The 24,363-nt window shown below is 69.0% G+C and carries 24 protein-coding genes, 1 tRNA gene and 1 pseudogene; 11 read left to right on the top strand and 15 right to left on the bottom strand.

The window, feature by feature from the left end:
• The first annotated feature begins 85 nt into the window (after positions 1–85).
• Positions 86–1,918, top strand: coding sequence for an AMP-dependent synthetase/ligase (locus ON31_RS15385; protein WP_039814324.1), 1,833 nt, complete (start codon positions 86–88; stop codon positions 1,916–1,918).
• Positions 1,919–2,006: 88 nt separating this feature from the next.
• Here the strand turns inward: ON31_RS15385 and ON31_RS15380 are convergent, their stop codons facing one another.
• The 4 genes from ON31_RS15380 to ON31_RS15365 all read right to left on the bottom strand — a co-directional run bounded on the left by ON31_RS15380 (position 2,007) and on the right by ON31_RS15365 (position 5,786).
• On the bottom strand, positions 2,007–2,543 hold the full coding sequence (locus ON31_RS15380) for a YbhB/YbcL family Raf kinase inhibitor-like protein (protein WP_039814323.1): 537 nt from the start codon (positions 2,541–2,543) through the stop codon (positions 2,007–2,009).
• Positions 2,544–2,562: 19 nt separating this feature from the next.
• The gene (locus ON31_RS15375) at positions 2,563–3,912 is read right to left on the bottom strand and encodes a M20/M25/M40 family metallo-hydrolase (RefSeq protein WP_051037294.1); all 1,350 of its coding nucleotides are present in this window, start codon (positions 3,910–3,912) and stop codon (positions 2,563–2,565) included.
• Between the two features lie 69 nt (positions 3,913–3,981).
• The gene (locus ON31_RS15370) at positions 3,982–5,196 is read right to left on the bottom strand and encodes a hypothetical protein (RefSeq protein ID WP_051037292.1); all 1,215 of its coding nucleotides are present in this window, start codon (positions 5,194–5,196) and stop codon (positions 3,982–3,984) included.
• 230 nt (positions 5,197–5,426) lie between these two features.
• Positions 5,427–5,786 (bottom strand): winged helix-turn-helix transcriptional regulator, encoded by a 360-nt coding sequence (locus ON31_RS15365; protein ID WP_029927757.1) that lies wholly within the window; start codon positions 5,784–5,786, stop codon positions 5,427–5,429.
• Positions 5,787–5,925: 139 nt separating this feature from the next.
• Between ON31_RS15365 and ON31_RS15360 the strand changes: the two genes are divergently transcribed.
• A complete protein-coding gene (locus tag ON31_RS15360) occupies positions 5,926–6,795 on the top strand; it encodes an NAD(P)-dependent oxidoreductase (RefSeq protein WP_039814322.1) in 870 nt (289 codons plus the stop codon).
• Between the two features lie 184 nt (positions 6,796–6,979).
• On the opposite strand, the gene ON31_RS15355 is transcribed toward ON31_RS15360, so the two are convergent.
• Both ON31_RS15355 and ON31_RS15350 read right to left on the bottom strand, forming a co-directional pair.
• Entirely contained in the window at positions 6,980–8,203 is a 1,224-nt protein-coding gene (locus ON31_RS15355) for a hypothetical protein (RefSeq protein WP_051037290.1), read from the bottom strand.
• The gene (locus tag ON31_RS15350; protein WP_039814321.1) at positions 8,203–8,424 is read right to left on the bottom strand and encodes a hypothetical protein; all 222 of its coding nucleotides are present in this window, start codon (positions 8,422–8,424) and stop codon (positions 8,203–8,205) included. Before ON31_RS15350 ends, ON31_RS15355 begins: the two co-directional genes overlap by 1 nt.
• A gap of 152 nt (positions 8,425–8,576) precedes the next feature.
• On the opposite strand from ON31_RS15350, the gene ON31_RS15345 reads away from it, so the two are divergent.
• Positions 8,577–9,077, top strand: a complete 501-nt coding sequence (locus ON31_RS15345) for a nitroreductase/quinone reductase family protein (protein WP_218007327.1) — start codon at positions 8,577–8,579, stop codon at positions 9,075–9,077.
• Between the two features lie 44 nt (positions 9,078–9,121).
• On the opposite strand, the gene ON31_RS15340 is transcribed toward ON31_RS15345, so the two are convergent.
• Both ON31_RS15340 and ON31_RS15335 read right to left on the bottom strand, forming a co-directional pair.
• A complete protein-coding gene (locus tag ON31_RS15340; protein ID WP_029927746.1) occupies positions 9,122–9,436 on the bottom strand; it encodes a hypothetical protein in 315 nt (104 codons plus the stop codon).
• A 107-nt stretch (positions 9,437–9,543) separates the two neighbouring features.
• Positions 9,544–10,389 carry a tetratricopeptide repeat protein gene (locus tag ON31_RS15335; RefSeq protein ID WP_039814319.1) on the bottom strand — a complete coding sequence of 282 codons (846 nt, stop codon included), beginning with the start codon at positions 10,387–10,389 and terminating at the stop codon, positions 9,544–9,546.
• Positions 10,390–10,767: 378 nt separating this feature from the next.
• On the opposite strand from ON31_RS15335, the gene mihF reads away from it, so the two are divergent.
• Together mihF and ON31_RS15325 are read left to right on the top strand one after the other, a co-directional pair.
• Positions 10,768–11,082: an integration host factor, actinobacterial type gene (gene mihF / locus ON31_RS15330; RefSeq protein ID WP_029927743.1), complete on the top strand. Its 315-nt coding sequence runs from the start codon at positions 10,768–10,770 to the stop codon at positions 11,080–11,082.
• Positions 11,083–11,276: 194 nt separating this feature from the next.
• A tRNA-Leu gene (locus ON31_RS15325) sits at positions 11,277–11,361 on the top strand.
• A gap of 77 nt (positions 11,362–11,438) precedes the next feature.
• Here ON31_RS15325 and ON31_RS15320 read toward each other — a convergent pair.
• Positions 11,439–13,079: a BCCT family transporter gene (locus tag ON31_RS15320; RefSeq protein ID WP_255222121.1), complete on the bottom strand. Its 1,641-nt coding sequence runs from the start codon at positions 13,077–13,079 to the stop codon at positions 11,439–11,441.
• Positions 13,080–13,399: 320 nt separating this feature from the next.
• On the opposite strand from ON31_RS15320, the pseudogene ON31_RS38440 reads away from it, so the two are divergent.
• Positions 13,400–15,589 (top strand): annotated as a pseudogene (locus ON31_RS38440) (Tn3 family transposase).
• Between the two features lie 282 nt (positions 15,590–15,871).
• On the opposite strand, the gene ON31_RS15310 reads toward ON31_RS38440, so the two are convergent.
• Positions 15,872–16,516, bottom strand: coding sequence for a class I SAM-dependent DNA methyltransferase (locus ON31_RS15310; protein WP_039814317.1), 645 nt, complete (start codon positions 16,514–16,516; stop codon positions 15,872–15,874).
• A gap of 108 nt (positions 16,517–16,624) precedes the next feature.
• On the opposite strand from ON31_RS15310, the gene ON31_RS15305 reads away from it, so the two are divergent.
• Both ON31_RS15305 and ON31_RS37935 read left to right on the top strand, forming a co-directional pair.
• Positions 16,625–17,233 carry a site-specific integrase gene (locus ON31_RS15305; protein ID WP_255222117.1) on the top strand — a complete coding sequence of 203 codons (609 nt, stop codon included), beginning with the start codon at positions 16,625–16,627 and terminating at the stop codon, positions 17,231–17,233.
• A complete protein-coding gene (locus ON31_RS37935) occupies positions 17,224–17,556 on the top strand; it encodes a site-specific integrase (RefSeq protein WP_255222116.1) in 333 nt (110 codons plus the stop codon). The genes ON31_RS15305 and ON31_RS37935 overlap by 10 nt, the downstream gene beginning before the upstream one ends.
• A gap of 135 nt (positions 17,557–17,691) precedes the next feature.
• Here the strand turns inward: ON31_RS37935 and ON31_RS15300 are convergent, their stop codons facing one another.
• Positions 17,692–18,555, bottom strand: a complete 864-nt coding sequence (locus ON31_RS15300; RefSeq protein ID WP_039814315.1) for an alpha/beta fold hydrolase — start codon at positions 18,553–18,555, stop codon at positions 17,692–17,694.
• Between the two features lie 59 nt (positions 18,556–18,614).
• Between ON31_RS15300 and ON31_RS15295 the strand changes: the two genes are divergently transcribed.
• Entirely contained in the window at positions 18,615–19,049 is a 435-nt protein-coding gene (locus tag ON31_RS15295) for a nuclear transport factor 2 family protein (RefSeq protein ID WP_039814398.1), read from the top strand.
• Here ON31_RS15295 and ON31_RS15290 read toward each other — a convergent pair.
• The 3 genes from ON31_RS15290 to ON31_RS15280 all read right to left on the bottom strand — a co-directional run bounded on the left by ON31_RS15290 (position 19,046) and on the right by ON31_RS15280 (position 21,851).
• Complete coding sequence (locus tag ON31_RS15290; protein WP_051037289.1) at positions 19,046–19,648, bottom strand: hypothetical protein; 603 nt, start codon at positions 19,646–19,648, stop codon at positions 19,046–19,048. The genes ON31_RS15295 and ON31_RS15290 overlap by 4 nt on opposite strands.
• Before the next feature lie 7 nt (positions 19,649–19,655).
• Positions 19,656–20,222: a hypothetical protein gene (locus ON31_RS15285; protein WP_039814313.1), complete on the bottom strand. Its 567-nt coding sequence runs from the start codon at positions 20,220–20,222 to the stop codon at positions 19,656–19,658.
• Positions 20,223–20,351: 129 nt separating this feature from the next.
• On the bottom strand, positions 20,352–21,851 hold the full coding sequence (locus ON31_RS15280) for a multicopper oxidase family protein (protein ID WP_039814311.1): 1,500 nt from the start codon (positions 21,849–21,851) through the stop codon (positions 20,352–20,354).
• Between the two features lie 126 nt (positions 21,852–21,977).
• On the opposite strand from ON31_RS15280, the gene ON31_RS15275 reads away from it, so the two are divergent.
• Entirely contained in the window at positions 21,978–23,168 is a 1,191-nt protein-coding gene (locus ON31_RS15275) for a sensor histidine kinase (protein ID WP_081592467.1), read from the top strand.
• The gene (locus ON31_RS15270) at positions 23,165–23,833 is read left to right on the top strand and encodes a response regulator transcription factor (protein ID WP_051037287.1); all 669 of its coding nucleotides are present in this window, start codon (positions 23,165–23,167) and stop codon (positions 23,831–23,833) included. The genes ON31_RS15275 and ON31_RS15270 overlap by 4 nt, the downstream gene beginning before the upstream one ends.
• Positions 23,834–23,936: 103 nt before the next feature.
• Here the strand turns inward: ON31_RS15270 and ON31_RS15265 are convergent, their stop codons facing one another.
• Entirely contained in the window at positions 23,937–24,338 is a 402-nt protein-coding gene (locus tag ON31_RS15265; protein ID WP_039814309.1) for a DUF4440 domain-containing protein, read from the bottom strand.
• Positions 24,339–24,363 lie beyond the last annotated feature (25 nt).

Genomic DNA, 24,363 nt, shown 5'->3' with positions numbered 1-24,363 from the left:
CGACCGGTAGCGGATCAGCTCCGGGGGCGAGGGCCCGCGTGGGGGCGCGTCGGGCGCGGTGGTCATGAGAATCGGAAGCAGGGATATGACGACAGACATCGGCTATACGCACAAATCGGGCAAAACGGTCTACACGATTCCGGAGGCGTTTCAGGAGACGCTGACGGTGCGGCCGGACCAGGTCGCGTTGCGGACCGTGGGTGGGACTCAGCAGATCACCTGGAAGCAGTACGGGGAGCGGGTGCGCAGCATCGCCGCCGGACTGGCGGGGCTCGGGGTGGGGCACGGTGACACTGTCGGGATCATGCTGACCAACCGGCCGGAATTCAATCTCGTGGACACCGCGGCGCTACATCTGGGCGCGACGCCGTTCTCGATCTACAACACCTCCTCGCCGGAGCAGATCAACCACCTGTTCACCAATGCCGAGAACAAGGTGGTCATCACCGAGCCGGTGTTCCTGGACGCGGTGCGCGGCGCGGGCGTGGAGCTCGAGCACATCGTGCTGGTCGAGGGTGCGGCGGCGGGCACCGTCTCGCTGGCCGAGGTGGAGGCCGCCCCGCTGGAGGGCTTCGACTTCGACGCCGCCTGGCGTGCGGTCAAGCCCGACGATGTGGCGACCCTGATCTACACCTCCGGCACCACCGGCCCGTCCAAGGGCGTGGAACTCACCCACAGCAATGTGGTCGCGCAGATCAAGGGTCTGCTCACCGGTCCCCTGATCGTCGGCTTCGACGACCGCTCGGTCTCGTACCTCCCGGCCGCGCACGTCGCCGACCGCATCTCCGGACACTGCGCCAACCTGTTCACCGGCGTGCAGATGACCACCGTCCCGGACCCGCGCGAGATCGCCGCGGCGCTGCCGGACGCCCGCCCGACCGCCTTCTTCGGCGTGCCGCGCGTCTGGCAGAAGATCAAGGCCGGTATCGAGGCCAAGATCGCCACCGAATTCAGCGGCGCCAAGCAGTCGCTCGCCAACTGGGCCATCGCCACCGGTGTCCAGGCCGCCCGCGCCGACCTGGCAGGTAAGGGCCGCGGTCCGGTGCTGTCGGTGCAGCACAAGCTGGCCGACGCGCTGGTGCTGTCCAAGCTGCGCCACGCGCTGGGCCTGGACGAGCTGAAGGTCGCCGCCTCCGGTGCGGCCGCGATTCCGCCGGAGACCCTGGAGTACATGCTGGGCCTGGGCTTCACGGTCACCGAGGTGTGGGGCATGTCGGAGACCTCCGGCGTCGGCACCTTCACCGAACTCGACAAGCCCCGCCCCGGTTCGGTGGGTCGCGTGCTCGACGGCGCCGAGATCAAGCTGGGCGAGGACGGTGAGCTACTGATTCGCGGCCCCATCGTCACCCGCGGCTACCGCAAGATGCCGGAGAAGACCGCCGAGGCCATCGACGCCGACGGCTGGCTGCACACCGGCGACGTGGCCACCATCGACGGGGACGGCTACGTCCACATCGTGGACCGCAAGAAGGAACTGATCATCAACGAGGCGGGCAAGAACCTGTCCCCGACCAATATCGAGAACACGGTCAAGGCCGCGTCCTCGCTGGTCGGCCAGGTCGTCGCCATCGGTGACGCCAAGCCCTACATCGCCGCGCTGGTCGTTCTCGATCCGGACACCGCCGCCGTGCGCGCCAAGAACCTCGGCACGCCCGACGCCGATGTCGCGTCCCTGACCACCAAGCAGGAGATCATCGACGAGATCCTGGCCGCGGTGCAGGTCGCCAACTCCAAGCTGTCGCGCGTGGAGCAGATCAAACGGTTCGTCATCGTGCCGCAGGCGTGGGATCCGGGTGGCGACGAGCTCACCCCGACCCTGAAGCTCAAGCGCAACCCGATCGCGACCAAGTACGCGACCGAGATCGCCGAGCTCTACACCACTCCGCCGCCGGAGAACGTGGTCAACGTGCCGTCGTAAGCGGAGCGAATAGACGTACGCGGAGCGAATAGACATGGGGCCCGGAACCTTTCGGTTCCGGGCCCCGGTCAGCGCGGTGCGCGTCCGCTCACTTCTGCTCGTAGGTCGCCACGATCGTCGCCCGCGCGATGGCATGCGAGAACAGGTTGAACCCCAGGTAGGCCGGGCTGGCACTGCCGTCGATGCCCAGCGATTCCACATCCACCGCGTGCACCACGATGAAGTAGCGGTGGTAGCCGTGTCCCGGCGGCGGGGCGGCGCCCACGAATCCGGCGAAGCCGCCGTCGTTGCGCAGCTGCACCGCACCCGCGGGCAGGGTGCCGCCCTCACTGCCCGCCCCGCTGTCGAGCGAGGTGACCGCGGCCGGGATGTCGGCGACCGCCCAGTGCCAGAAACCGGAGGCGGTCGGCGCGTCCGGATCGAAGACGGTGACCGCGAAACTCTTGGTCTCGGCCGGGAATCCGCTCCACGACAGCTGCGGCGACACATCCTTGCCGCCCGCGCCGAACACCCCGCTCACCTGATCGTTGCCGAACGGCTGGCCGTCGGTCACATCGGAGGAGGTGAGGGTGAAGCCCGGCAGGTCGGGCAGCGGCGCGTAGGGGTTGTAGTCGTAATCGGGCACGGGTGAATCCTTTCGCGAGTCAGCTGTGCAGCAGGAAGTGTTCCAGCACGCGGGTGCCGAATTCGAGGGATTCCACCGGAACCCGTTCGTCGACACCGTGGAACAGTGCGGTGAAGTCCAGCTCCGGCGGCAACTGCAGCGGTGCGAAGCCGAAGCACCGAATTCCCAAGGTGGCGAACGCTTTCGCGTCGGTACCACCGGAGAGCATATAGGGCACGGTACGCCCGTTCGGGTCGTGGGCGACGATGGCGGCGTTCATGGCGTCCACCAGGTGTCCGTCGAATGTCGTTTCGTAGGAGTCGAGTTTGGTGATCCATTCGCGCTCCACATCCGGACCGATGAGCGCGTCGACCTCGCGCTCGAATTCGGCCTGGCGACCCGGCACCACCCGGCAGTCCACCACCGCCTCGGCGGTCTGCGGGATCACATTGGCCTTGTAGCCCGCCCGCAGCATGGTCGGATTGGCGGTATCGCGCAGCGTCGCGCCGATGATGCGGGAGATGGTGCCCAGCTTCGCCAGCTGCCCTTCGATATCCGGGCTGGCCGGATCGAATTCGAGCCCGGACTCCTCGGCGACGGCGGCGAGGAATTCCGCCACCGAATCCGATACCACCAGCGGGAAGGTGTGCGTGCCGAGCCGCGCCACCGCCTGGGCCAGGATGGTGACGGCATTGTCCTCGTGCAGGAACGAGCCGTGTCCGGCGCGGGCCTTGGCGCGCAAACGCATCCAGCCCAAACCCTTTTCGGCGGTCTCGACCAGGTACAGCCGCCGGTCGGTGCCGTCGGCCCTGGGCACGGTGAGCGAGAAGCCGCCGACCTCGCCGACCGCCTCGGTGACGCCGTCGAACAGGTCGGGCCGGTTGCGCACCAGCCACTGCGACCCCCACTTGCCGCCGTTCTCCTCGTCGGCGAGGAAGGCCCACACGATATCGCGCGGCGGTACGGTGCCCGCCATCTTGAACTGGCGGGCGATGGCCAGCATCATGCCGACCATATCCTTCATATCGACCGCGCCGCGCCCCCACACGTAGCCGTCGCGCACCGCGCCGGAGAACGGGTGCACACTCCAGTCGGCGGCCTCGGCGGGCACCACGTCGAGGTGCCCGTGCATCATGAGCGCGCCGCGCGAGGAGTCCGCGCCTTTCAGCCGCGCGAACACATTGCCGCGGCCCGGCGCACCCGATTCCACGTATTCGGTGACGTATCCGGCCTGTTGCAGCTGATCGGCCACCCATTGCGCGCATTCACGCTCGCCCTTGGTGGTTTCCAGTTCGCCGGTGTTGGAGGTGTCGAAGCGGATCAGCGTGCTGACCAGATCGACCACTTCGGAGACGGCGCGTGAGGTGCTGGGTTCGACGGTTTCGGACACGTCCCCTTTCCTACCACTCCGGTAGGGGTGGATGCTGCGCGGTGGCCGCGTCCACGGTGAGCCGCCGCGTCAGTGATAGAGCCGCAGCGTGGCGGTGAGCGCGGCCAGCAGTGGTTCCAAGCGCTGGTCCTGGATGCGTCGTTCCAGCACCTCGAGATGCAGTCGGGGCGCGCGGGCCCAGCGTTGCGCCATCAGGGCTTGGGCGTCGACGTCGGCCCCGGCCAGCACCCACAGCAGCGGCGGCCACAGCCGCGCGGCCTGCGCGATGGTCGGCAGCATGTGCAGGGTCGCCGGATCGAGTTGGGAGAGTCGGGCGCCCGCGTGGCGGCGCACCTCCCCGGGGGTGCGGGCCAGCAGTTCCAGCATGCCCCGCCAGAGCGCCACCTCGGTGCAGCCCTCGCAGGCGGTGACGAGCTGTTCTGCCACGTCCCCGATTCCGGGGTTGAGCGCCAAGCGCAGCAGCGCGGGCGTATGCAGCTGTCCGGTGAAGCGCAGCACGTCGGGCGTGCCGCCGGCGGCGACGACGGTGGTGATCAGGTCCGCGATGGCCGAGGGCGGCGTCGAGGCGAGCAGGATGTCGCCCACGGCCGCGATCACGTCGTCGTCGCAGCGCGCGAAGACCGACAGCGCCGCCAGCCGCAGTTCCTTGGACCCGTCCACGACCGTGCCCAGCATGGCGGGCAGCCGGGTCCCCCCGTCCAGCAGTTGCCGCACGACGGCGCTGACCGCCGCGCCCGAGTACGCGTAGGCGGCCGAGCGGATGAGGCCCTCGTCGTCGGGCACCCCCTCCTCCACCGCGCGCACCAGTTCCGGTGTGGCGTAGGCGAGGAACGGTCCCGCGGTGACGTAGTCGCGTCGCACCAGCATCTCGTTCACGATGCGCACCACCGGTTCCGGCGGTGCGACGTCGGCGAGTTGTCCGACGGTGCGCGGGTCCAGATACGGTGCGCAGTCGGCGGCGTAGGACACCTCGAGCAGCCGCACCGCTTCGGCGGCCTTGCGCGGATAGCGTACTCCCACCGCGCCCGCCGCCCGTCCGGTCATGACCGGTGGCACCACGTGCTGCACGATCGGAATGGAGATGCGCAGCGGAATGATGGGTACCAGCTTGCTCATGCGGTCGAAGACCGGGTTGTGCTGTTCGAACAGCGTGCGCGAGATGCGATCTTGCAGTTCGTGCAGGCGTTGCGCGCCCAGCTTCTCGAGATGGGCCAGCCGTTCCACGGGGACGTGCAGGGTGCGGGCGAGCAGGATGAGCTGGGCGCGTACCACGAAATCCGTCATAGGCCGAGCGGGGTCGCGCGTCGTCGGTCGAATTCGACTGTGGCGGACATCGTTTCCCCGTCCTCCGACCGTCTGGGTCGGTTCCCGTCGGCAACGGCCCCGATCATAGATCCGCCCGTCGCCGAAAATGCCCGAACCGCCCAGACTTGGCATTCATCACTAACCGCCCGCTCGGTCCCTGGGCGATATGCCGCTGGCGAACCGCCGCCGATCCCGCCCGCCGACCACGCTCAGGAGGCCAGATGCGGTACGCGCTCCGCGCCGATGCGGTCGATGCGGCGCCGCCCCCAGTCCGCGAGCGGGGCCAGTGCGATGTTGAGCGCGGTGCCCTCGGCGGTGAGGGTGTATTCGACCCGGGGCGGGATCTCCGCATACACCTCGCGGTGGATCAGCCCGTCCTCCTCCATCTCACGCAACTGTTGACCGAGCATCTTCTCCGAGACGCCGGGCAGGCCACGGCGGAGCTCGCCGAAGCGACGGGTGCCGTGCTCGGCGAGCTCCCACAGAATCAGCGATTTCCATTTGCCGCCGACCACGTCCATGGCGGCGTCGATACCGCAGAAATATGGTCCGAATCTCTTTTCACCCATGCCTGGCCTCGCTACCTCGTCACCTACCTACAGGTAGGTGCCTGACCGAATAGTGCGTTCTTGTGGGCCAACGCGGGCGGGAGCAGTCTGGATTCCGGCGCGCCGACAACCACAGTCGAATCTAGTGAGGAGAGCCGCGATGGCGGACAACCAGCACACCCCGGTCACCGTTCTGGGCCTCGGAGCCATGGGCTCGGCCCTGGCCGGCGCCCTGCTGAAGGGCGGGCGCGCCACCACGGTGTGGAACCGCAGCGCGGGCAAGGCCGCCGAACTGGTGGCCCGGGGCGCGACCGAGGCGGCCTCGGTCGCCGAGGCGGTGCGGGCCGGTGAGGTGATCATCGCGGTCCTGCTCGACCACGCCTCCGTACACGAACAGCTCGATCCGGTGGTGGCCGAACTGCGCGGCAAGCAGCTGATCAATCTGACCAGCACCGCGCCCGCGGAATCGCGGGAACTGGCGCGGTGGGCGGCCGCGCACGGCATCGACTTCCTCGACGGCGGTATCATGGCGATTCCGCCCATGATCGGCCAGCCGGGGTCGGCGCTGCTCTACAGCGGGTCGCAGGCGGTGTTCGACCGCCATCGCGAGACCCTGGAACTGTTCGGCTCCGTGGAGTACTTCGGCACCGACGCCGGAATGGCGGCGCTGTTCGACTTCGCCCTGCTGGCGAACATGTACGCGATGTTCGGCGGTTTCTTCCATGCCGCGGCCATGGTCGGCTCGGCGGGCGTCTCCGCCGAGGAGTTCGGCCACCGTGCCCAGGCGTGGCTGACCGCCATGGCGCACGGGCTGCCGGAGTTCGGCCGAACCATCGACTCCGGCGACTTCCGCGCCGAGGTGCAGCAGCTGGCCTTCCAGAAGGCCGCCGTCGACGCCATCGCCCGCGCCAGCCGCGACGCCGGTGTGGCCCCGGATGTCATCGCCCCGCTGCGCAACCTCATCGACCGCCAGGTCGCCGACGGCAACGGTGCGCTCGCCTTCGAGCACACCATCACCCAACTGCGCTGAACCCCGACTGCGCTGAACCCCGACGTCGAAGCGCCGACACCGAAGCGCCTGACGGCGATGCGTGCGCCCCGCCGACGTGCTCGCGCGCCGCGGCGGCCGAGCGGCCCGCATCCGAATGGGTCCGGGCGGCACCCGACCCGACTGCGGAGGGTGCTCGACGCGGGCGGGGGCAGCGGCCGCGCTGTCAGTGCACCAGATGCAAGGTGGCGGTCAGTGCCGTGAGCGCGTCGTCCAGCCCGTGCTCGCGAATTCGCTGCTCGAGTCCGCGGCGTTCCGATTCCGGTAGCGTCGACCAGGTTTCGCCGATGCGGGACTGGGCGCTGGCCTCGGCCGCGGCCAGCAGTCGCAGCAGCGGCGGCCACAGTTCGGTCGCGGCGGTGACGGCCGGGAGCCGCGTGAGCGTCGCGGTGTCGAAGTCACCGAACCGGGTGCCGATGCGACGGGCGGTATCCGGCTCGACATGCTCGGCCAGCACCAGCAGGCCACGCCACTGATCGTGGTCGGCGCACCCGTCCAGTACGTCGACGACGGTCGCGACGGTGGAGGTGTCCCGCATGATCGGATTGGCCGCCAGCACCGCCAGGGCTGTCGGGCTCAGCTGGGCGATGAAGCGCAGCGTCTCCGGTACCGCCTCGGCCTCCAGGAAGGTGGTGACGAGGTCCGCGATCTCCTCGGGCGTGCCGAGATCGAAGAGCACATCGCCGATGGCGGCGATCACGTCGGGATCGGTGCGCGCGAACACCGACAGCGCGGCCAGCCGCAGTTCGTCGGGTCCGCTCACGATCGTCCGGATCAGGCGGGGGATGCGCTGTGTCGGGCCGTCCAGCAGATGCCGCACGATGACGCTGATGCTCTCGCCCGAATACGAGTAGGCCGCCGACCGGATGAGCCCCTCGTCATCGTGCACGCCGTGCTCGACCGCCTCGATCAACTGCGGTGTGGCGTAGGCGAGGAACGGCCCGGCGGTGACATAGTCGCGCCGCCGCAGGATCTCGTTGACGATGCGCACCACCGGCTGCGGCGGCGCGACATCGGCGAGCCGTCCCACCGTGTGCGGGTCCATATAGGGCGCGCCGTCGGCGGCGTAGGCCGGATCGAGGATGTCCAGCGCCTCGACCGCCTTGCGCGGATGGTCCACGCCGATCGCGCCCGCCGCGCGCCCGGCCATCACGGGCGGCACCAGCCGCTGCACCAGGGGCAGCGAAATGCTCAGCGGGACAACCGGTACCAGCATGCTCAGCCGCGAGAAGGTGGCATTGTGCCGTTCGAAGATGACGCGCGCCATGCGTTCCTGCAGTTCGTGCAACCCCTGTGCGCCCAGCTTCTCCAGGTGGGTCAACCGTTCCGCGGGTACGTGCAGGGTCCGGGCCAGCAGGATGGTCTGCGCCCGGGTGACCAGATCACTCATCAGCCCAACCGATTCCCGAACATGATCTTCTTGGCCGCGGTCTTCAACGGCCACGGCAGCGCGCTGACGGTCTTGTCGACGGCCTCCACCATGGCGGCCTGCTCGGTCCGCTGCGCCTGCTTGAACAGCTCCAGCAGATCGGCGATCTCCGCCTCCGACAGGGCGTCGAGCGCGGCCAGCGGCCCACCCAACTCCCGCTCGAGTTCGGCTCTGGCACTCATATCATTCCCCGTTCCCCGATGAACCGGATCACTCCGTGCCCTTACTTGATCACAAAACGATCGCGCCGACAATCGCTGCGCGCACCGGCGCGATCCAGCGGTACGAGTGATACTGGGTTGCGTCCGAACCGATTTCGCACAGGAGCGCCGCGATGAGCTCACCGTCCGAGAACCCCTACGGAACGCCGACCACCGACGGCCCGCGGCCGCTCGGCAAACACCAGGCCCGGTTCAACAGCATCGTGCGCGGCCTGCTGCGGGTCCCCCTGCTGTCCAAGCTCGTCGGCAAGCGGTTGGCCACGCTGCATGTGAAGGGCCGAAAGTCCGGCAAGATCTACGACGTCCCCATCGCCTACACCCGCCACGACGGCCAACTCCTGGTCGGCACCAATCTGCGGCCCTGGGTCAAGAACCTGCGCGGCAATGTCCCCGTGGAGGTTTCGATGGGTGGCTCCCCCACCCCGATGCTCGCCGACGTCGCCGGGGACGAGCGGTCGGTCATGGAGCTGTATGAGATCGTCGCCCGCGACAACAAGCAGAACGCCGCCTTCAACGGCATCGGCTACAACCCCGACGGCTCCCCCTGCAAGGCCGATATCTACCAGTCCTGGCAACAGGGCGGCGTCGTCATCCGCCTCACGCCGCTGGCGTAGCCGGGCACGGTCGCCCGCGCCCGCGCCGGATCACTGTCGCCGGATCACTTGTTGAAAAAGATGCCCGCGATATCGGCGTTCTTGATCGGGGTGTCGGCATTGGCTTGCACCGAGCAGAGCGCCTGGACGGCGGCCATGGTGAAGTCGACCGAGGTGCCGGTGGGCTCGTTCTCGGTATTGGTCTGCTGCTTGATGAATTTGGTGACGGTCACGCGCTGCGTGTCGGCGTCCTGGGCGAGATAGTCGCTGCATTTGGTGTCGCCGCCCTTGTTGAGGGCCCGTTCGACGTCGGAGCAGCCACTCAGCAGGGTGACGCCGAGAACGAGGGCCGCCGCGGCGGCCGTCGTCGTGGTCTTCATGTTCGTTCCTCTGGTTCACCGCGCGGCGGTAGGGGTCCCGCCACGATCGCCCGCCAGCGTAAACGCACCTCGCCCACCCGTGCGCGCACGCCGCGCCGTGCGCCGGTTCAGGGGCGGGGGCTCTGCGATTCGGCGGCGCGGGCGGCGCGCCAGACGCGGGCTTCGCTGGTGTTGCCCATCCGTTCCAGCACTTCGGCGAGTCCGCTCATGGCGCGGGCGTCACCGTGGTCGGCGGCCATGCGCCACCAGTGCGCGGCGTCGGCGTATTCGCCGCGGCGGTAGCGGACGACGCCGAGATCCCAGGCGGCTCCGATATGGCCGAATCCGGCGGCCTGGGTCCACAGTTGGCACGCCTGGTCTTCCTCGCCGCGCCCGTGCATGGCCACGCCCAGGTCGTAGAGGGCGTCGCGGTAGCGGCTGGCGTCGGCGGCCGGGCGGGGTTCGGGGAGGGCGGCGGCGGTGCCGGTGCACAGTTCCACGACGAGTTCGGTGAAGTTCGGCGCGCCGACGCCGGTGCTGCACCGCAGCACCGTGGCGGTAGGCGTGCGTTCGACGAGCATGCCGTAGTTGCCGGTCCAGGACACGGTGGCGTCGGTCTCGTCGACCCAGACGGGGGTGAGCGAGAACGCACCCGCGCCGTCGGTGCGGCACAGCCGCAGCGCGACTCCCCCGGTCATGGCGTCGCTCCACACATCGACGCCGGGCAGTTGCCGCCCGTTCAGCACGACGTGCCCACCGGTCACGGACAGTCCGACGCCGAGGCTGCGCACGCCCTCCGGCGGTGCGGACGAGCGCAGGGTGAGCGTGACGATGCACGGATCGGTGTCGAGCGGTTCGCTGTGCACCGGGTACACGGTGCGGCCGTTCCATTCCAGGGGTTCGGCGCTGTCGTATCGGTCCGCCAGGGGTGGCGCCGTGGTTCTCCACTCGGCGTACGGATACGACCTGCTCATGCGCCCGCCTTCCACCGGTGCTCGTCGCGATACCGGCACACCGTAGTACCACCGCGCGCCGGTATGTCCCGCATTTGCCAGGAGAGGTCGCCGGCAAACGGCTGGTCGCCTGTCCGAACAGTCCGAACGGCCGGTCGCGGTCGGGGCGGTGATCAGCGAAAGATCAGTTACCCCTGCGCTTTTCGATGATCATGTGGACCCGCCGAATTCCCGTCAACCCCACCTGAAATGCCGTCCCCACTCGTCCCGGCCGCCGCACCCGCATCGACACGCCCATACGAGACTCCCAGGTCCGCGCGGTGTGTCGAACTTGCGCCCGGCCAGTCGTGATGTTGAATCGACGCCGACGTACCAGCGACGAGTGAAAGGGAACTACATATGGCTCTGCCTACCATGACCCCCGAACAACGCTCCGAGGCGCTGGCCAAGGCCGCCGCTGTTCGCAAGGCTCGTTCGGAGCTCATCGCGCAGGTCAAGAAGGGCTCGGTCAGCCTGGCCGAGGTGCTCAAGCGCGCCGATAAGGAAGACCTGGTCAAGAAGACCAAGGTCGCCGCCGTCATCAAGGCGCTGCCGGGCATCGGCCCGGTCAAGGCGGCGAAGCTGATGGACGAGGCCGAGATCCCGGCCGACCGTCGCATCGGTGGTCTGGGCTCGCGCCAGCGCGCCGCGCTGCTGGAGGCGCTCAACAACTGACGCCCGGCGTCAACCGGACGGATGGTGGCGACCCCTCGCCACCAATACCGTCAGCCTCGGGGGGCCGCCCGGTCGCCACGCAATCCGACCCGGCGGCAACCACTCCCGACCACCGCTCCACCGGCGCCACACGCCCCGCTCGGGGCCGATTTGGTCCATACGGTCCGATCCGATAACCTTGCTGAGCACCACCGGTCCGGGTGGCGGAATGGCAGACGCGCTAGCTTGAGGTGCTAGTGCCCGTATTAGGGCGTGGGGGTTCAAGTCCCCCTCCGGACACAGAGTATATGTAACCGGCGGTTACATATAAAAAGTCCCCGACCGCGGTCGGGGACTTTTCGCATTTCCGCCGTCGATCACGACCCGCGCGAATCCGCACCGAACTCGCCCGCGCGGGGCCGCACCTCGACCACTTCGACATCCCGTCGCAGGGCGCGCACCAGTGCCCACATCATGAAGAAGGTCAGTACATGGAATGGCAGCCCGGCGATGGTGATGGTCTGCTGTAGCGCGGCCAACCCGCTGGCTCCCACCGTGGCGACCAGCAGCGTGGCCCCGACCACACCCTCCAGAATCGCCCAGAACACGCGCTGCCGCACCGGGCTCTTCTTCTCCTGCTCACCCGTGCACAGCATGTCGACGACCAGGGAGGCCGAGTCCGAGGAGGTGGTGAAGAAGATGACCACGATCAGTACCGCCAGCGCCACCATCAGGGTGGGTAGCGGAAACTCCTGCAGGAAGGTGAACAGGGCATACGGCGCACCGCGGCCACCGGACTCGGTATCCATCTCCGCGACCAGCCCACCGGAACCGTTGATCTCGATATCGAAGGCGGACAGCCCGAAAATGGAGAACCACACGACGGTGAAGGCGGTCGGCGCGACCAACACACCGAGCACGAACTCACGTATGGTGCGCCCGCGGGAGATCCGCGCGACGAAGATGCCCACGAAGGGCGCCCAGGTGATCGTCCACGCCCAGTAGAACACCGTCCAATCGCCCTGCCAGCCCCAGCTCCGATTCTCCAGCAGGTCGGCGTAGGTGTCGTTCCAGAAGGCGAGCGGAACGATCTCGCTCAGGTAGGTGCCGAAGGTCTGGAAGATGCCGCGGGCGAGAAACAGCGTCGAACCGGCCAGGAAGACGAAGATCATCAGGCCGACGGCCATGCCGATATTCAGATTGGACAGCCGCTTCACGCCCTTGTCCATACCCGCGACGATCGAGCCGGTGGCGATGAGCGTCACGACCGCGATAATGACGACCTGCTGCGTCTTGCCGATGGGGATGGAATCGCTGAGGTAGTTCAGCCCGCTGTTGATCTGCAGGGTGCCCAGTCCGATGGAGGTGGCCACGCCGAACAGCGTGCCGATCACCGCGACGATGTCGATGGCCTTGCCGATCGGCCCGTAGATGCGGTCCCCGATGAGCGGATGGAAGGCCGAACTCATGCGCATCGGCAGCCCGCGCCGATAGATGAAATAGGCGAACGCGAGCGCCGGCAGGCAGAAGATGGCCCAGGTGTGCAGTCCCAGGTGGTACAGCGCGAATGCCATCGCATCGTCGGCGGCCTCGACCGATTTCGGTTCCACCCCTTCGCGCGGTGGATCGCCGAAGTGCGAAATCGGTTCGGCCACGCCCCAGAACATGAGTACGGTGCCGATACCGGCGGCGAACAGCATGGCGAACCAGGACAGGTTGCTGTATTCGGGTTTCGAATCCTGGGCTCCGAGGCGGACATTGCCGTACTTACTCAGCGCGATCCAGATCAGGAACACCAGCATGGCCGTGACGCTGAATATGAAGAACCAGCTCAGATTGGTGACGACCCAGTCCTTGGCGGCGGTCGCGCCTCGGTCCAGCTGATCGGTGAACAGGATGGCGAAGATCACGAACCCGATGACGACCCCCGCCGAGACGAAGAAGATCGCGGGGTCGGTCCACAGCCCGAACCGGGTGTACATGCGACGCTGGTGCGGTGGGGTCTCGTTGTCACGCACGGCGATCGACCTTCCAGCCGGAAGCAGGGGTTCAGCAGAGTATGTGACAAGGATGCTTGACCCCACGCCGAGCCGACCGACCTCGTTGTGATCCCGTGACCCGGCCGGGACTGCCGCGTTTCCTCCACGGAATCGGGCGCACTCCCCACGCGAGTGGTGCTGGGCTCCACCACGGTGTGCGCCCAACTTCGACTGTCGACACACCCCAGCCTGTGGGGGTTCCGGTAGTAACCGCCGAGGTCCGGTTCGGCCTGCGGTGGAGGCGGACTGCTGGTTGGCTTGGCTCCCAGCGCTATTGGTTGGTGTGGGAGGTCGGGGTCGTGGCGACGCGGGTGTTCGCGGATGAGGAGTTGGCGCGTCTGCGGGAGTTCCCGGAGATCGGCCGTGAGGAGCTGTTCCGGTTCTTCACGCTTTCGCCGGCGGATCTGGCGTTCGTCGATCCGGGGCGCGGGCGTGGTCCGGCTGATCGGCTCGGTATCGCGATCGCGTTGTGCACGTTGCCGTGGCTGGGGTTCGTGCCCGATCGCGTGGTGAGCGCCCCGCCGGTCGCGGTGGCCAGGTTGGCCGAGCAGCTGCGCCTCGACGGTAGCGAGATCCGTTCCTACGGCCGCCGAGCTCAGACCCGCACCGATCATCTGCGCCTGGTCGCGCAGTATCTGGGCTGGCGGGCGGCCGGTGCGCTCGATCCTGCTGACCGTGCTGGCCCAGTCCGGTACCGACGTGCTCGACGAGGTCGTGGCGTTGTTCGATCAGGCGATCTCGGCGAAGTTCGGTGCCGCGGAGCGCCGGATGCAGCAGGAGTTGGCCGAGCGCGGCAAGACGGGGGAGGACCGCCAAGCGCTGCTCGACGACCTGCTGGCGATCGTCACCGACCCGGCGGTGGCCGATGAGGAGATCGGCGCGCTGATCCGCGGCGATGCGATCGGGTGGGAGCGCCTGCGGGCGGCGATCGCGCAGGCCAAACCCCGGTTGCCGCGTGATCACGGGCATCTGGCCGCGCTGGACTCCTCCTACAACTACCTGCGCCAGTTCACCCCCGCGGTGCTGTCGACGGTCGGGTTCGCCGGCGGGACCGCCGCGTCCGAGTTGCGGATCGCGGTGGCGATGCTGCGCGAGCTCAACGCGACCGGGCGCCGGAAGGTCTTCGAGGAGGCCCCGACCGGGTTCGTGCCCGCGAAGTGGCGTGGCTACCTCGATGCGGCGCGCAAAGTCCGGCAGCGCGACGGCGTATCGGCACTACTGAGAGCTGTGCGTGCTGCTCGGGTTGCGCGATGGGCTGCGCAGCGGGGACGTGTACGTGCCGGGCTCGCGCCGCTACGCCGACCCGGCCGCCTACCTGCTCACCGGCGAGCAGTGGGAACCGCATCGGGGCGAGTTCTGCCGCCTGGTCGGGCGCTCGGCCGATCCAGGCATCGCCCTGGCCGCCGTGGTCGAGGAGCTGCATACCGCGGTGGGTGAGCTGGAGGCGGTGCTCGTCGAGGGCGAGGGCCCGGCGCGGCTGGACGGTGAGTCCGGGGAGCTGGTCATCTCGCCGTTGACCGCCGAGGATGTTCCGGCCGAGCGATGGGCAGCGCTTCCCGACACGCGGGAAGTCCACGACCGCGCGGCCGATGAGCCGCTACTTCGCGAACGAGGGCCTGTCGACCTATACCCATGTCACCGACACCCACGCCACGTACGGCACCAAGATCATCGTCGCCACGCGCCGCGAAGCTCACTACGTGCTCGACGAGATCCTCGGCAACGCCACCGATCTGCCGATCACCGAACGCCACCGACACCCACGGAGTCACCCTGGTCAACTTCGGCCTGTTCGACCTGCTCGGCATGCAGATGTCCCCGCGGATCCGGGACCTGGGCCGGATCACCCTCTATCGGCCGGGCCCGCGCGGCGCCGCCGAGGCCCGGTTCCCGCACGCGGGCCCGCTGCTGACCCGCAAGGCTAACCTCGATCTGATCGCCGGGCACTGGGACGACCTGCTCCGGCTGGCCGGGTCGTTGAAGTTCGGGCACGCCACCGCCTCCCGCTGGTCGGCAAGCTCTCGGCGTCGGGGCGCCAGAACACGCTGGCCGCTGCCTTGAAGGAGTACGGGGCGCTGCGGCGCACGATCTACGCCGCGAAGTACCTGGCCGATTCGGGCTACCGGCGCAAGGTCACCCGCCAGCTCAACAAGGGCGAATCCCTGCACGCGCTGCGCCGCGATCTGCTCTACGCCCACGAAGGCACGATCCGGGCCCGCCAGCTCGCCGACCAGACCGAGCAGGCGTGGTGTCTGACCTTGGCCACCAACGCCGTGATCGCCTGGACCACCGAGTACTACTGCCTCGCGGTCGCCCAGATGCGCCGGGCCGGCCACCGCATCGACGACGAGGTCCTGGCCCACATCTCCCCCGCGCACAGCGCCAACATCAACTTCTTCGGCGCGATCGAAGTCGACATCGACGCCGAACTCGCCGCGCTCGGCCCGACGGGCTACCGGCCGCTGCGGGTGCGCGATACCCTGCTCTGACCGGTCCCGGCGTTACACCAGGGCCCGGTTCGTGTGCTCGCTGTCGAGCCATTCGGTGGCCGTCATGTCCGGGATCAGGTCCGCGCAGGATCGTCCGTCCTGGGTCCAGTCGTGGTCCCAGGCTCGCGGGTAGTGCGGTCTGGCGAAGTAGCCGAGGGCGTTGGGAGCGCCCTCGACGCCGATCCGCAGCTTGTCGGCGGGTGCTGCCCGCCCACTGGCGTCCGGAGTGCCAGCTGATCACCCGCCACACCCGGCCAGTGGCGAGCCCGATATACGCAGAAGTTAGGACTTACTGCGTGCGAAAAGAATCGCTTGCTGAGCTTTCGCATCCGGGTCGAGCAGCATCTGGGCCTCGACCACGAATCCGGCATCGTGCAGCCAGGATGCCACCTGGTCCGGCTGACGGCGGTGGACATGGACCTTCATCGGGTGACCGCCGTAGCCCTCCGTCTTCAACAGCGACTCGTCGCCGACGTGAAACAGGAGTTGCAACGGTCCGCCGGGACGCAACGCGCGGTGGAAGCGCCCGAATACAGTCGGCACCTCGTCGTCGGGGATGTGGATCAACGACTGCCAGGCGAGCAGGCCGGCCACCGAAGCGACGGGCAGGTCCAGTTCCGTCATCGAGCCCACCTCGAACCGCAGGCCGGGGTGGTCGCGCCGGGCCACGTCGATCATCGCCGGGGAGAGGTCGATACCGAAGGCGTCGACACCGAGCTCATGCAGGTGGGCGGTGACTTCACCGGGGCCGCAGCCGACGTCCGCGACCGGTCCGCCGCCAGCGGTCCGCACGCTGTCGGCGAACAACGCCAGAGCCGCGCGGAGGTACTGGTGTCCGGCGAGGGCGCCGCGCACTTGGTCGGCATAGCTGACCGCGACCGTGTCATAAGAGGTTCGGGTGTCGGCCAACCAGTCATCCGTGGTCATGACCGGCACGATATTCCATGATCGCGGCGGACTCTGCGCTACCCGGGAACGACGAAGGTGCCTCCACCCGGCCGGGTGGAGGCACCGGTAGGCAGGACGGCATTGCTCATGGCGCGGGCCCCGAGAGACACCCGCCGCGCCTACGGCATCGCCATCGTCAAGACCGTCGACCAGCTCGACGGCCGCGGACCCGACGGACTCATCGGGCACGGCCGCGCCTTGGACTCGGTCACCGACACCGAAGTCGGCGCCGCGCTGGAAACCCTCTGGGGCGACGCCGCGGTGAACACCTGGAACGCGCGCCGCGCCGCAGTCGGCAAATGGCTGAGCTGTTGTGCCGAGCAGGGCTGGGCCGCACCGCGAGTGCCGACCTCGGCCGCGCGTTCGACGCCGCCGGACTCCGACACCCCGGTCCGTTCCCGCACCGCGATCGACCGGCTCATCGGCCGCCGCGATGTCCACCTGCGGGAGAAGACGCTGTGGCGGATGCTGTACGAGACCTGCGCCCGCACCGAGGAGCTGCTCGGGCTCAACATCGAAGACCTCGACCTCGCGGGCCGCATCGCGGCGGTGAAGTCCAAGGGCGCCAAACCCCGCACCCGCCGGCGCGGCGCCGCCCACTACGAACACGTCCTCGAAATGTGTACTGGGACGCGGGCACCGCCCGCCTGCTACCGCGGCTCATCCGCGACCGCACCCGCGGGCCGGTGTTCGTGACCCACCGCCGACCGGGGCCCGGCAAGTACCTCGCCGACCGCGACGTCTGCCCCACCGGCCTTGCCCGGCTCTCCTACGACCAGGCCCGCGACCTCCTCGACGCCGCCACCGCCGTCGACGGCCCCGGGACCGGCTGGGACCTGCACGAACTGCGCCACTCCGGCCTGACCCACCTCGGAGAATCCGGGGCCAGCCTGCTCGAACTGATGGCCAAGTCCCGCCACCGCAAGGCCGAGAACCTGCGCCGCTACTTCAAACCGTCCCCACAGGCGATGCGCGAGCTGACCTCGATCCTGGGCCCGGGAGCCGAACGCCGCCGCTGACCAGCAGCTACGCCATATCCGTAGATTTTTGGCGGTTACTACCGGAACCCCCTGTGGCCGCGACCGCGTCACGTGGGGCAGGCAGGACGCCGACCACGGCACGTACAAGTGCAGGTGAGTGCCTGACCTCAGGCGTCAGGGCATGATCCGGGCCAGAAACTCCCGCACCAGCGCAACCACCTCGACCAGATGGGTTTCCAGCAGCCAGTGGCCGCCGTCGAGAATATGCAGTTCGGCATCAGGATGGTCGCGGTGGTACGCGTGGGCCGCCCCTTCAGGCATATAGCCGTCGTGGCGTCCCCACGCGATGAGGGTCGGCGGTCGGTGCTCGCGCAGGTAGGTCTGTTGGCGTGGGAACCACGGGACGGTGTGACGCTGTTCGGCGAGGAGGTGTACCAGGTGCGCCCGCCGCTGCGGCGTGTTCGTCACCGCCCACGCCAGCTTCCACAGATCGGGGCTCACGCGGTCGGCGAGAGGGTCGGGAAGTTCGCCGCGGAACTCGTCGCGGAAACCTTCCTCGCTGACGGCCGCGGCCAGCGCGTCGATGCCCGCCTCGGACGGGTTGTTCCAGAACCGCTTCAGCGGTGCGTATTTCGGGCCGTGCTGGTCTTCGTAGATATCGCCGTTCTGAATGATGAGGCCGCGCACGCGTTCCGGTGCGGCCATGGCCAGCCGCAATCCGAACTGCGAGCCGTAGTCGTGCAGGTAGATCGCGTACTCCGCCAGCTCCAGTGTGTCGATGAAGTGGTGCAGGAACGCGCTGTACCCGTCGAAGGTGTAGGAGAATTCCGCCGGGGCCTCGCTGTAGCCGAAACCGGGGAAGTCCGGCGCGACGGTCCGCCATCGGTCGTCCAGTGCAGGCATGAGAGCACGGAACGCGAACGACGACGCGGGGTATCCGTGCGGCAGCAGGAGCACCGGACCGTCCTCGGGCCCGGCCTCACGGTAGAAGGTGTCGATCCCGTCCACGCTCACGCGGCGATGCCGGACGGCAGTCATGCAAATCCTCCTTCCGAATCGCGCTACTCCCCCGCGCGGGTGGTGGCAGCATGGCCGCCATGCTGTCCATTCAGGAGATTTCGGACCGACTGGAAATCCAGGACCTCATGGTCCACTACTCGCACGCCGTGGACACCCGGGACTGGGATCGGCTCGACGAGATCTTCACCGCCGACGCCTTCATCGACTACACGGCCATGGGCGGGCCAGCCGGTGATCTGGCGGCGACGAAGAAGTTCCTCGCCGACGTGATGCCGAACTTTCTCGCCTTCCAGCATCTCATCAGCAATTCGTCCATCATCGTGGACGGCGATGTGGCGACGGCCCGCACCATGTGCCACAACCCGATGACGGTGGCCGGTGCGGACGGTCGCGAGCAGTTGATGCTGTGCGGACTGTGGTATCTGGATACCTTCGTCCGGGTCGACGGCCGCTGGCGGATTCAGCGGCGCGTCGAGGAGAAGGGCTACATGTTCGTGGCCGCGCCCGCCTAGCGCCCGCTGGAGAGCAGCTGGTCGAAGAAGGAGCGGTACCCGCGCAGCGCCTGACGCAGCTCCTCGGTATCCCCGGAATCGTTTCGGGACCAGCGGGTTTCGAGGTTCTTGCGGCGGTCGGCGTAGGCGTCGGCCAGGCGCTGGATGGTGCCGCCCACCAATTCGTCGGCCTGGTGCACCGCATCACGCGGATCGTCGACGAACATGCCCTGCACCTCACGCCAGCGGATGCGTAGCCGCTCCAGTTCACCGTCGGCGATCAACGGTTCCCCGGCGCTCTCGGTCCGGAGCGGGGCGCGCTGCGCCGAATCGTCCACGGAGGCCCGGGAGTTCGAATCGTCCCCGGGGGCCTGGGTTTCCACCCGCGCGCCGGAGTCGGCGGCGTGCTGTGGTTCGCGGGGTTCGCCCGCCGTGTCACGCTGGTCCTCCCCCGCGGCGTAGGCGGCGCGATCGTCCACCGGCATCCCGGCGTGGCCCACGGGCTGCCGGTCGGGGGCGGGTTCGGCGGTGCCGGTGTGCGCGACGAGCCGCTCGTCGTCGGGGGGCGTTTCCTGCGCGGTCGCTTCATTCTTCTTGTTGCGATCGGATCCGATTCTCATGGCTGCCTCACTGGTTGTGCGCGGTGTCGGTGCCGTGCCCGGCCCCGACGAGCAGGTCCTGGAACAGTTCGCGGTAGTGCACGATGGCGGTGCGCATATCCTCGGTGGACGCGCGTCCGTCGGCGGCGCGGTCGGCGATGTCGTGTGCCGTGCGGTAGTTGTCCAGGGGCCGTGCGTGTTCCACCGACAGGTCGGCGACCCGCTGCCGGTAGTCCTCGGTCGGATAGCCGCGATCGGCCATGAGCGCGACGACGAGCCGGTCGGCCGCGCCCAGCGCCTGCGGTGGATCGTCGATGAACCGCTCCTGCACGCGCGCCCATTCCAACTCGTAGCGGCGCTGCTCCTGATCGCTCAGGTCCCGCAATTCCAATTCGGCGTGCCGTTGTTCTCGCTGCGCCAGTTCACGTTCGGCGGCCTTGCGGTCCTCGGCCTCCTGAACCGTCCGGTCGTACTCCGGACCGAATTTGCCGCGTAGCCGCCGTCTGCGCCACATCGGCCGCAGCGCCAGCACCGCCAGCGCCAGGACCACGAGCACGACGGCCACGATCACCACGGTAAGGACTTCACCCGACACCAGAACCTCCTCGTCGAGCCGGTTGTTCTGGTGAGGTAATGCCTCGTCGGCGGCGGGTCAAACGCACGCGGGCGGGCCGCGCGGCACACGGCCGCGCCGATGACTGCGCCGCAAGGCATTTCGTCCCGTCTAGTGCCCGTGCGCGCCGGACCCCGCCGGGGTGGGCGGCGGTGTGGGCCGCTGTCCCGGTGCCAGCACCAGGAATTGGCCCATCATGCCCTGGTCCTCGTGCATGAGCAGGTGGCAGTGGTACATGTACGGATACGTCGGATCGGCGTAGTCGGTGAAGCGCATGGCGAGGGTGTAGGTCGAGCCGGGCCGTGTGTACACGGTGTCCTTCCAGCCGGCCAGTTCCGGTGGCGGCGTCCGGCCGTCGATGTCGAGCACCTGGAATCGGGTGTCGTGGATGTGGAAGTTGTGCGGCCAGTCGTCGACATTGCGCACCGTCCACACCTGTGTGCTGTCCAGCGGCACGGTCAGATCGATGCGGTTCATGTCCATGCGTTGTCGGTTGATCATGAACCACTGCAGGTCGAACTGCCGGTCCGCGGGTGTGCCGGGCGGCACCAGCGCGGTCATGGGGACCAGTGCGGCGGGCAGCGGCGGCGTGGGCAGCAGGCGGGCGACGGGCCGCAGCCACAGGATGTCGAAGGAGTCCTCGAATCCGAAGCGCGCCACGTCGGTGAGGTCGCCGCGCTCGGTCACCGGTACCGACCGCAGCAGCGCGGCGCGGCCGTCGGCGAAATCGACCACGATCTCGGCGCGCTCCCCCGGGCTCAGGTGCAGGCGGCGCAGCGCCACCGGTGCGGGCAGCAGCCCGCCGTCGGTGCCGACCAGGTGGAATTCGCGATCGTCGGCGAAGGCCAGATGGTAGATCCGGCCCGAGGAGCCGTTGAGCACCCGCAGCCGCACCCGCCGGGTGCGCACCGTGAATTCCGCGTCGACGATGCCATTGGTGACGATGGTGTCGCCGAGCAGCCCGACATCACCGGTGTCGCGCTCGTCGAACGTCCCGTCGGCGGCGAATCTGCGGTCTTGGATGATGAGCGGGATGTCGTCCACGCCGTAGTCGTGCGGCAGGGCGCGCGCCGCCGGGGTGTCGTCGTCCACCAGGAACATGCCCGCGAGTCCGCGGTGCACGTGCTTCTCGGTGACGCCGTGCGGATGCGGGTGGTACCAGAGCGTGGCGGCGGGCTGGTCGACGGTCCACGACGGTTCCCAGGTGTCGCCGGGCGCGATCGTCTGATGCGGCCCGCCATCGCAGCGGGCGGGCACGTGCGCGCCGTGCCAGTGCACGGTGGTCGGCTCGGGCAGCCCGTTGCGTACGGTGAACGCCACGGTCTCGCCGCGCCGCACCCGAATGGTCGGCCCCAGGACCGGACCGTTGAACCCCCAGGTGGGCGTGAATGTCCCGGACAGAATCTCGGACCGGCCCGCCTGCGCTTCCAATCGGAACCGGCGCACGCCGTCCACGGTTTCGGCGACGGCCAGCGGTGGTACGGGCAGGGCCCGGCTCGACCGTGACGGCCCGGAGCCACCGCAGGCGCTCAGTACCCACGGTGTCGCGGCCAGTCCGGCGAGGAATCCTCGTCTGGTGAGCAATGCAATCCCTTTCGACCGTCCCAGCATCGATTGCCGAGAGTTCGCGTGAATCCGCCGTCCGGTCCGGGAAATGGTCGCGAAGTTCCTCCGACTGGGCCTTGTGCCGAAATTGCTTCTCTGCTATCAGCGGTGCTGACCGGTTGCGGAGGCCGCATGCGTCTGGCCTACCGTGAACGGGTGATCGATGTGCGCGAGTGGCCGGGGCTGTCCGCGGCCGTGCGACTGCTGCCGCTTGCGGTGGTGCCGCTGCTGTTGCTGGCGAGCACCTTCCCCGGCGAATTCCGGGTGCCGCCGCACTACTGGCTGCTGGCCATGACCGCGGCGGCGGTGTTCGCGGCGGGTGAGCGATGGCCGTTGACGGCCTCGATCGTCCTGTCCGCCTTGGCGATTCCCCTGTTCGTCAGCACCGCGTGGGGTCTGTCCAGCTGGGTGCCCTACCTGGGTGCGCTGGCCGTGGTCGATGTGGTGCGGCGCACCGACCGGGCGCTGGAGACGGCCGTCGCGGTCGGCGGCTGGTCGGTGGCCGTGATCGTCGGGCTGGCGGTCGACCACGCCCCGTTCTGGCGCATGGCCAGCGCGGTGGCCGCCGGGGCGTACATCGGCCTGCCGCTGCTGTCGGGTCTGTATCTGCGCGGGCAGCGTCAACTCGCCGCATCGCTGCGGGCCCGGGCGGCCGAGGCGGAGACTCGGCGCGCCGCGGCCGAACACCACGCGCGCACCGCCGAACGCAGCGCCATGGCGCGGGAACTGCACGATGTGATCGCTCACCACATGGCGTCGATCGTGCTGCGCATCGGAGTGGCGCGGCATGTGGTGCGCGCCGACGACCGGCTCGGCGCGGTGCTCGACGACGTGCACGACACGGCCGCGGCGGCACTGGCCGACAGTCGGCGGCTGCTGGTCGCTCTGCGCGATCCGGCGCTCGGGCAGGTGGCGCTGGTGGAGCCGGAGGCCGTGGCCGCGGAACTCGACGCCGCGGTGGAGCGGGTGCGGGCGGCCGGTTTCACGGTGACCGCCGAGATCGCGGTGCCGCCCGGCCTGGACGCCATCGGCCGCCTGACCCTGCTGCGACTGGTGCAGGAATCGCTGACCAATGTCATGAAGCACGCCCCGGCCGCGTCCCCGGTGTCGGTCTCGGTGCTGCGCTCCGGCGATGCGGTGGCGGTCACCGTACGGAGTGCGGGAACAGGCGCCGCGACCGGCGATTCCGGCGACGGTCAGGGCATTGTCGGCATGCGGGAGCGGGTGGCCCTCACCGGCGGCACGCTGTCCGCCGGTCCGGACGGTGCCGGCTGGACGGTTTCCGCGCTGCTGCCCATCGCCGCCGCGGCGGTGCCGCGATGAGCATTCGGGTACTGCTGGCCGATGATCAGCGACTGGTCCGCGCCGGACTGCGCATGCTGCTGGAATCCACGTCCGACCTGACGGTGGTGGGTGAGGCGGCCGACGGTGCGGAGGCGGTGCGGCTGTGCGCGGGGTTGGCCCCGGATCTGGTTCTCATGGATCTGCGCATGCCGGGTGTGGACGGGGTGCGGGCGACCGCGCAGATCACCCGCGCCCACCCGGGCGTCCGCGTCCTGGTGCTGACCACCTTCGACGATGACGATCACCTCTATCCGGCGCTGGCCGCCGGCGCCGCGGGCTACCTGGTGAAGGACACCGCCCCCGCCGACCTGCTGGCCGCAGTCCGCCGCACCGTCGACGGCGATATGCTCTTCTCCCCCACGCTGCTCCGGCGCCTGGTCGACCGCGCCCTGTCCGCGGACTCCCCCGACCTCCCGACCGTCGACCTGACGCCCCGGGAACGGGAGGTGCTGCGCCTGGTGGGCGAGGGCTGGAGCAATCAGGAGATCGCCGAACGGCTGCACCTCGGCGCGACCACCGTCAAAACCCATGTGGCGAACCTGATGTCGAAGACCGGCTGTGACAACCGGGTGCGCCTGGCGGTCTACGCGCACCGCGCCGATCCGGACGCCCGCGCTCCCTGGGAGATCACGCGCGATCGGTGACGACCGGCCTGGCCGGTGCGCCGAGGCAGAGTTACGTCGCCGGTGCGCCGAAGCTGAGTACTTCGCCGAAAGGCCGAGGCCGAACTACTACGCCGAGGCCGAATTACTTCTCGTCGCAGGCGGTTTCGTGCACGCTGCGCCAGCGCAGCCCGTTCCGGGCGGCCGGATCGGTCAGCAGCACCGCCGTGGTCAGCCGCGATGCGACGGTCCCGCCGCGGTGGTGCCGCTCCCGGAACCGCACCACCGCGGTCTCCGCCGTGCGCACCAGGATCTCGATATCGTCGATCTCGATCCGCAGTCCCGGCACCGCGCCGCCCGCGCCGCGCAGCTGATCGGTCAGGGTCGCGCGGGCGAGGACGTCTCCGTCCAGGGTGACCATCGAGAAGTCGGGATGCTGCTGGGTGAGGAAACGCTCCCGCGCCGCCTCGTCGGCGGCGGTGCCGAGCCAGTCGCCGAGGTCGTCGTGCAGCGTCCGGATCTCCCGGACCAGGGCGTCGTCACTCACGCTGCCCGACCCTAGCACCGGCGAC

Source organism: Nocardia otitidiscaviarum NBRC 14405 (genome assembly GCF_000308635.1).
Classification (GTDB): domain Bacteria; phylum Actinomycetota; class Actinomycetes; order Mycobacteriales; family Mycobacteriaceae; genus Nocardia; species Nocardia otitidiscaviarum.
This window is presented reverse-complemented; position numbering and strand designations above follow the sequence as displayed.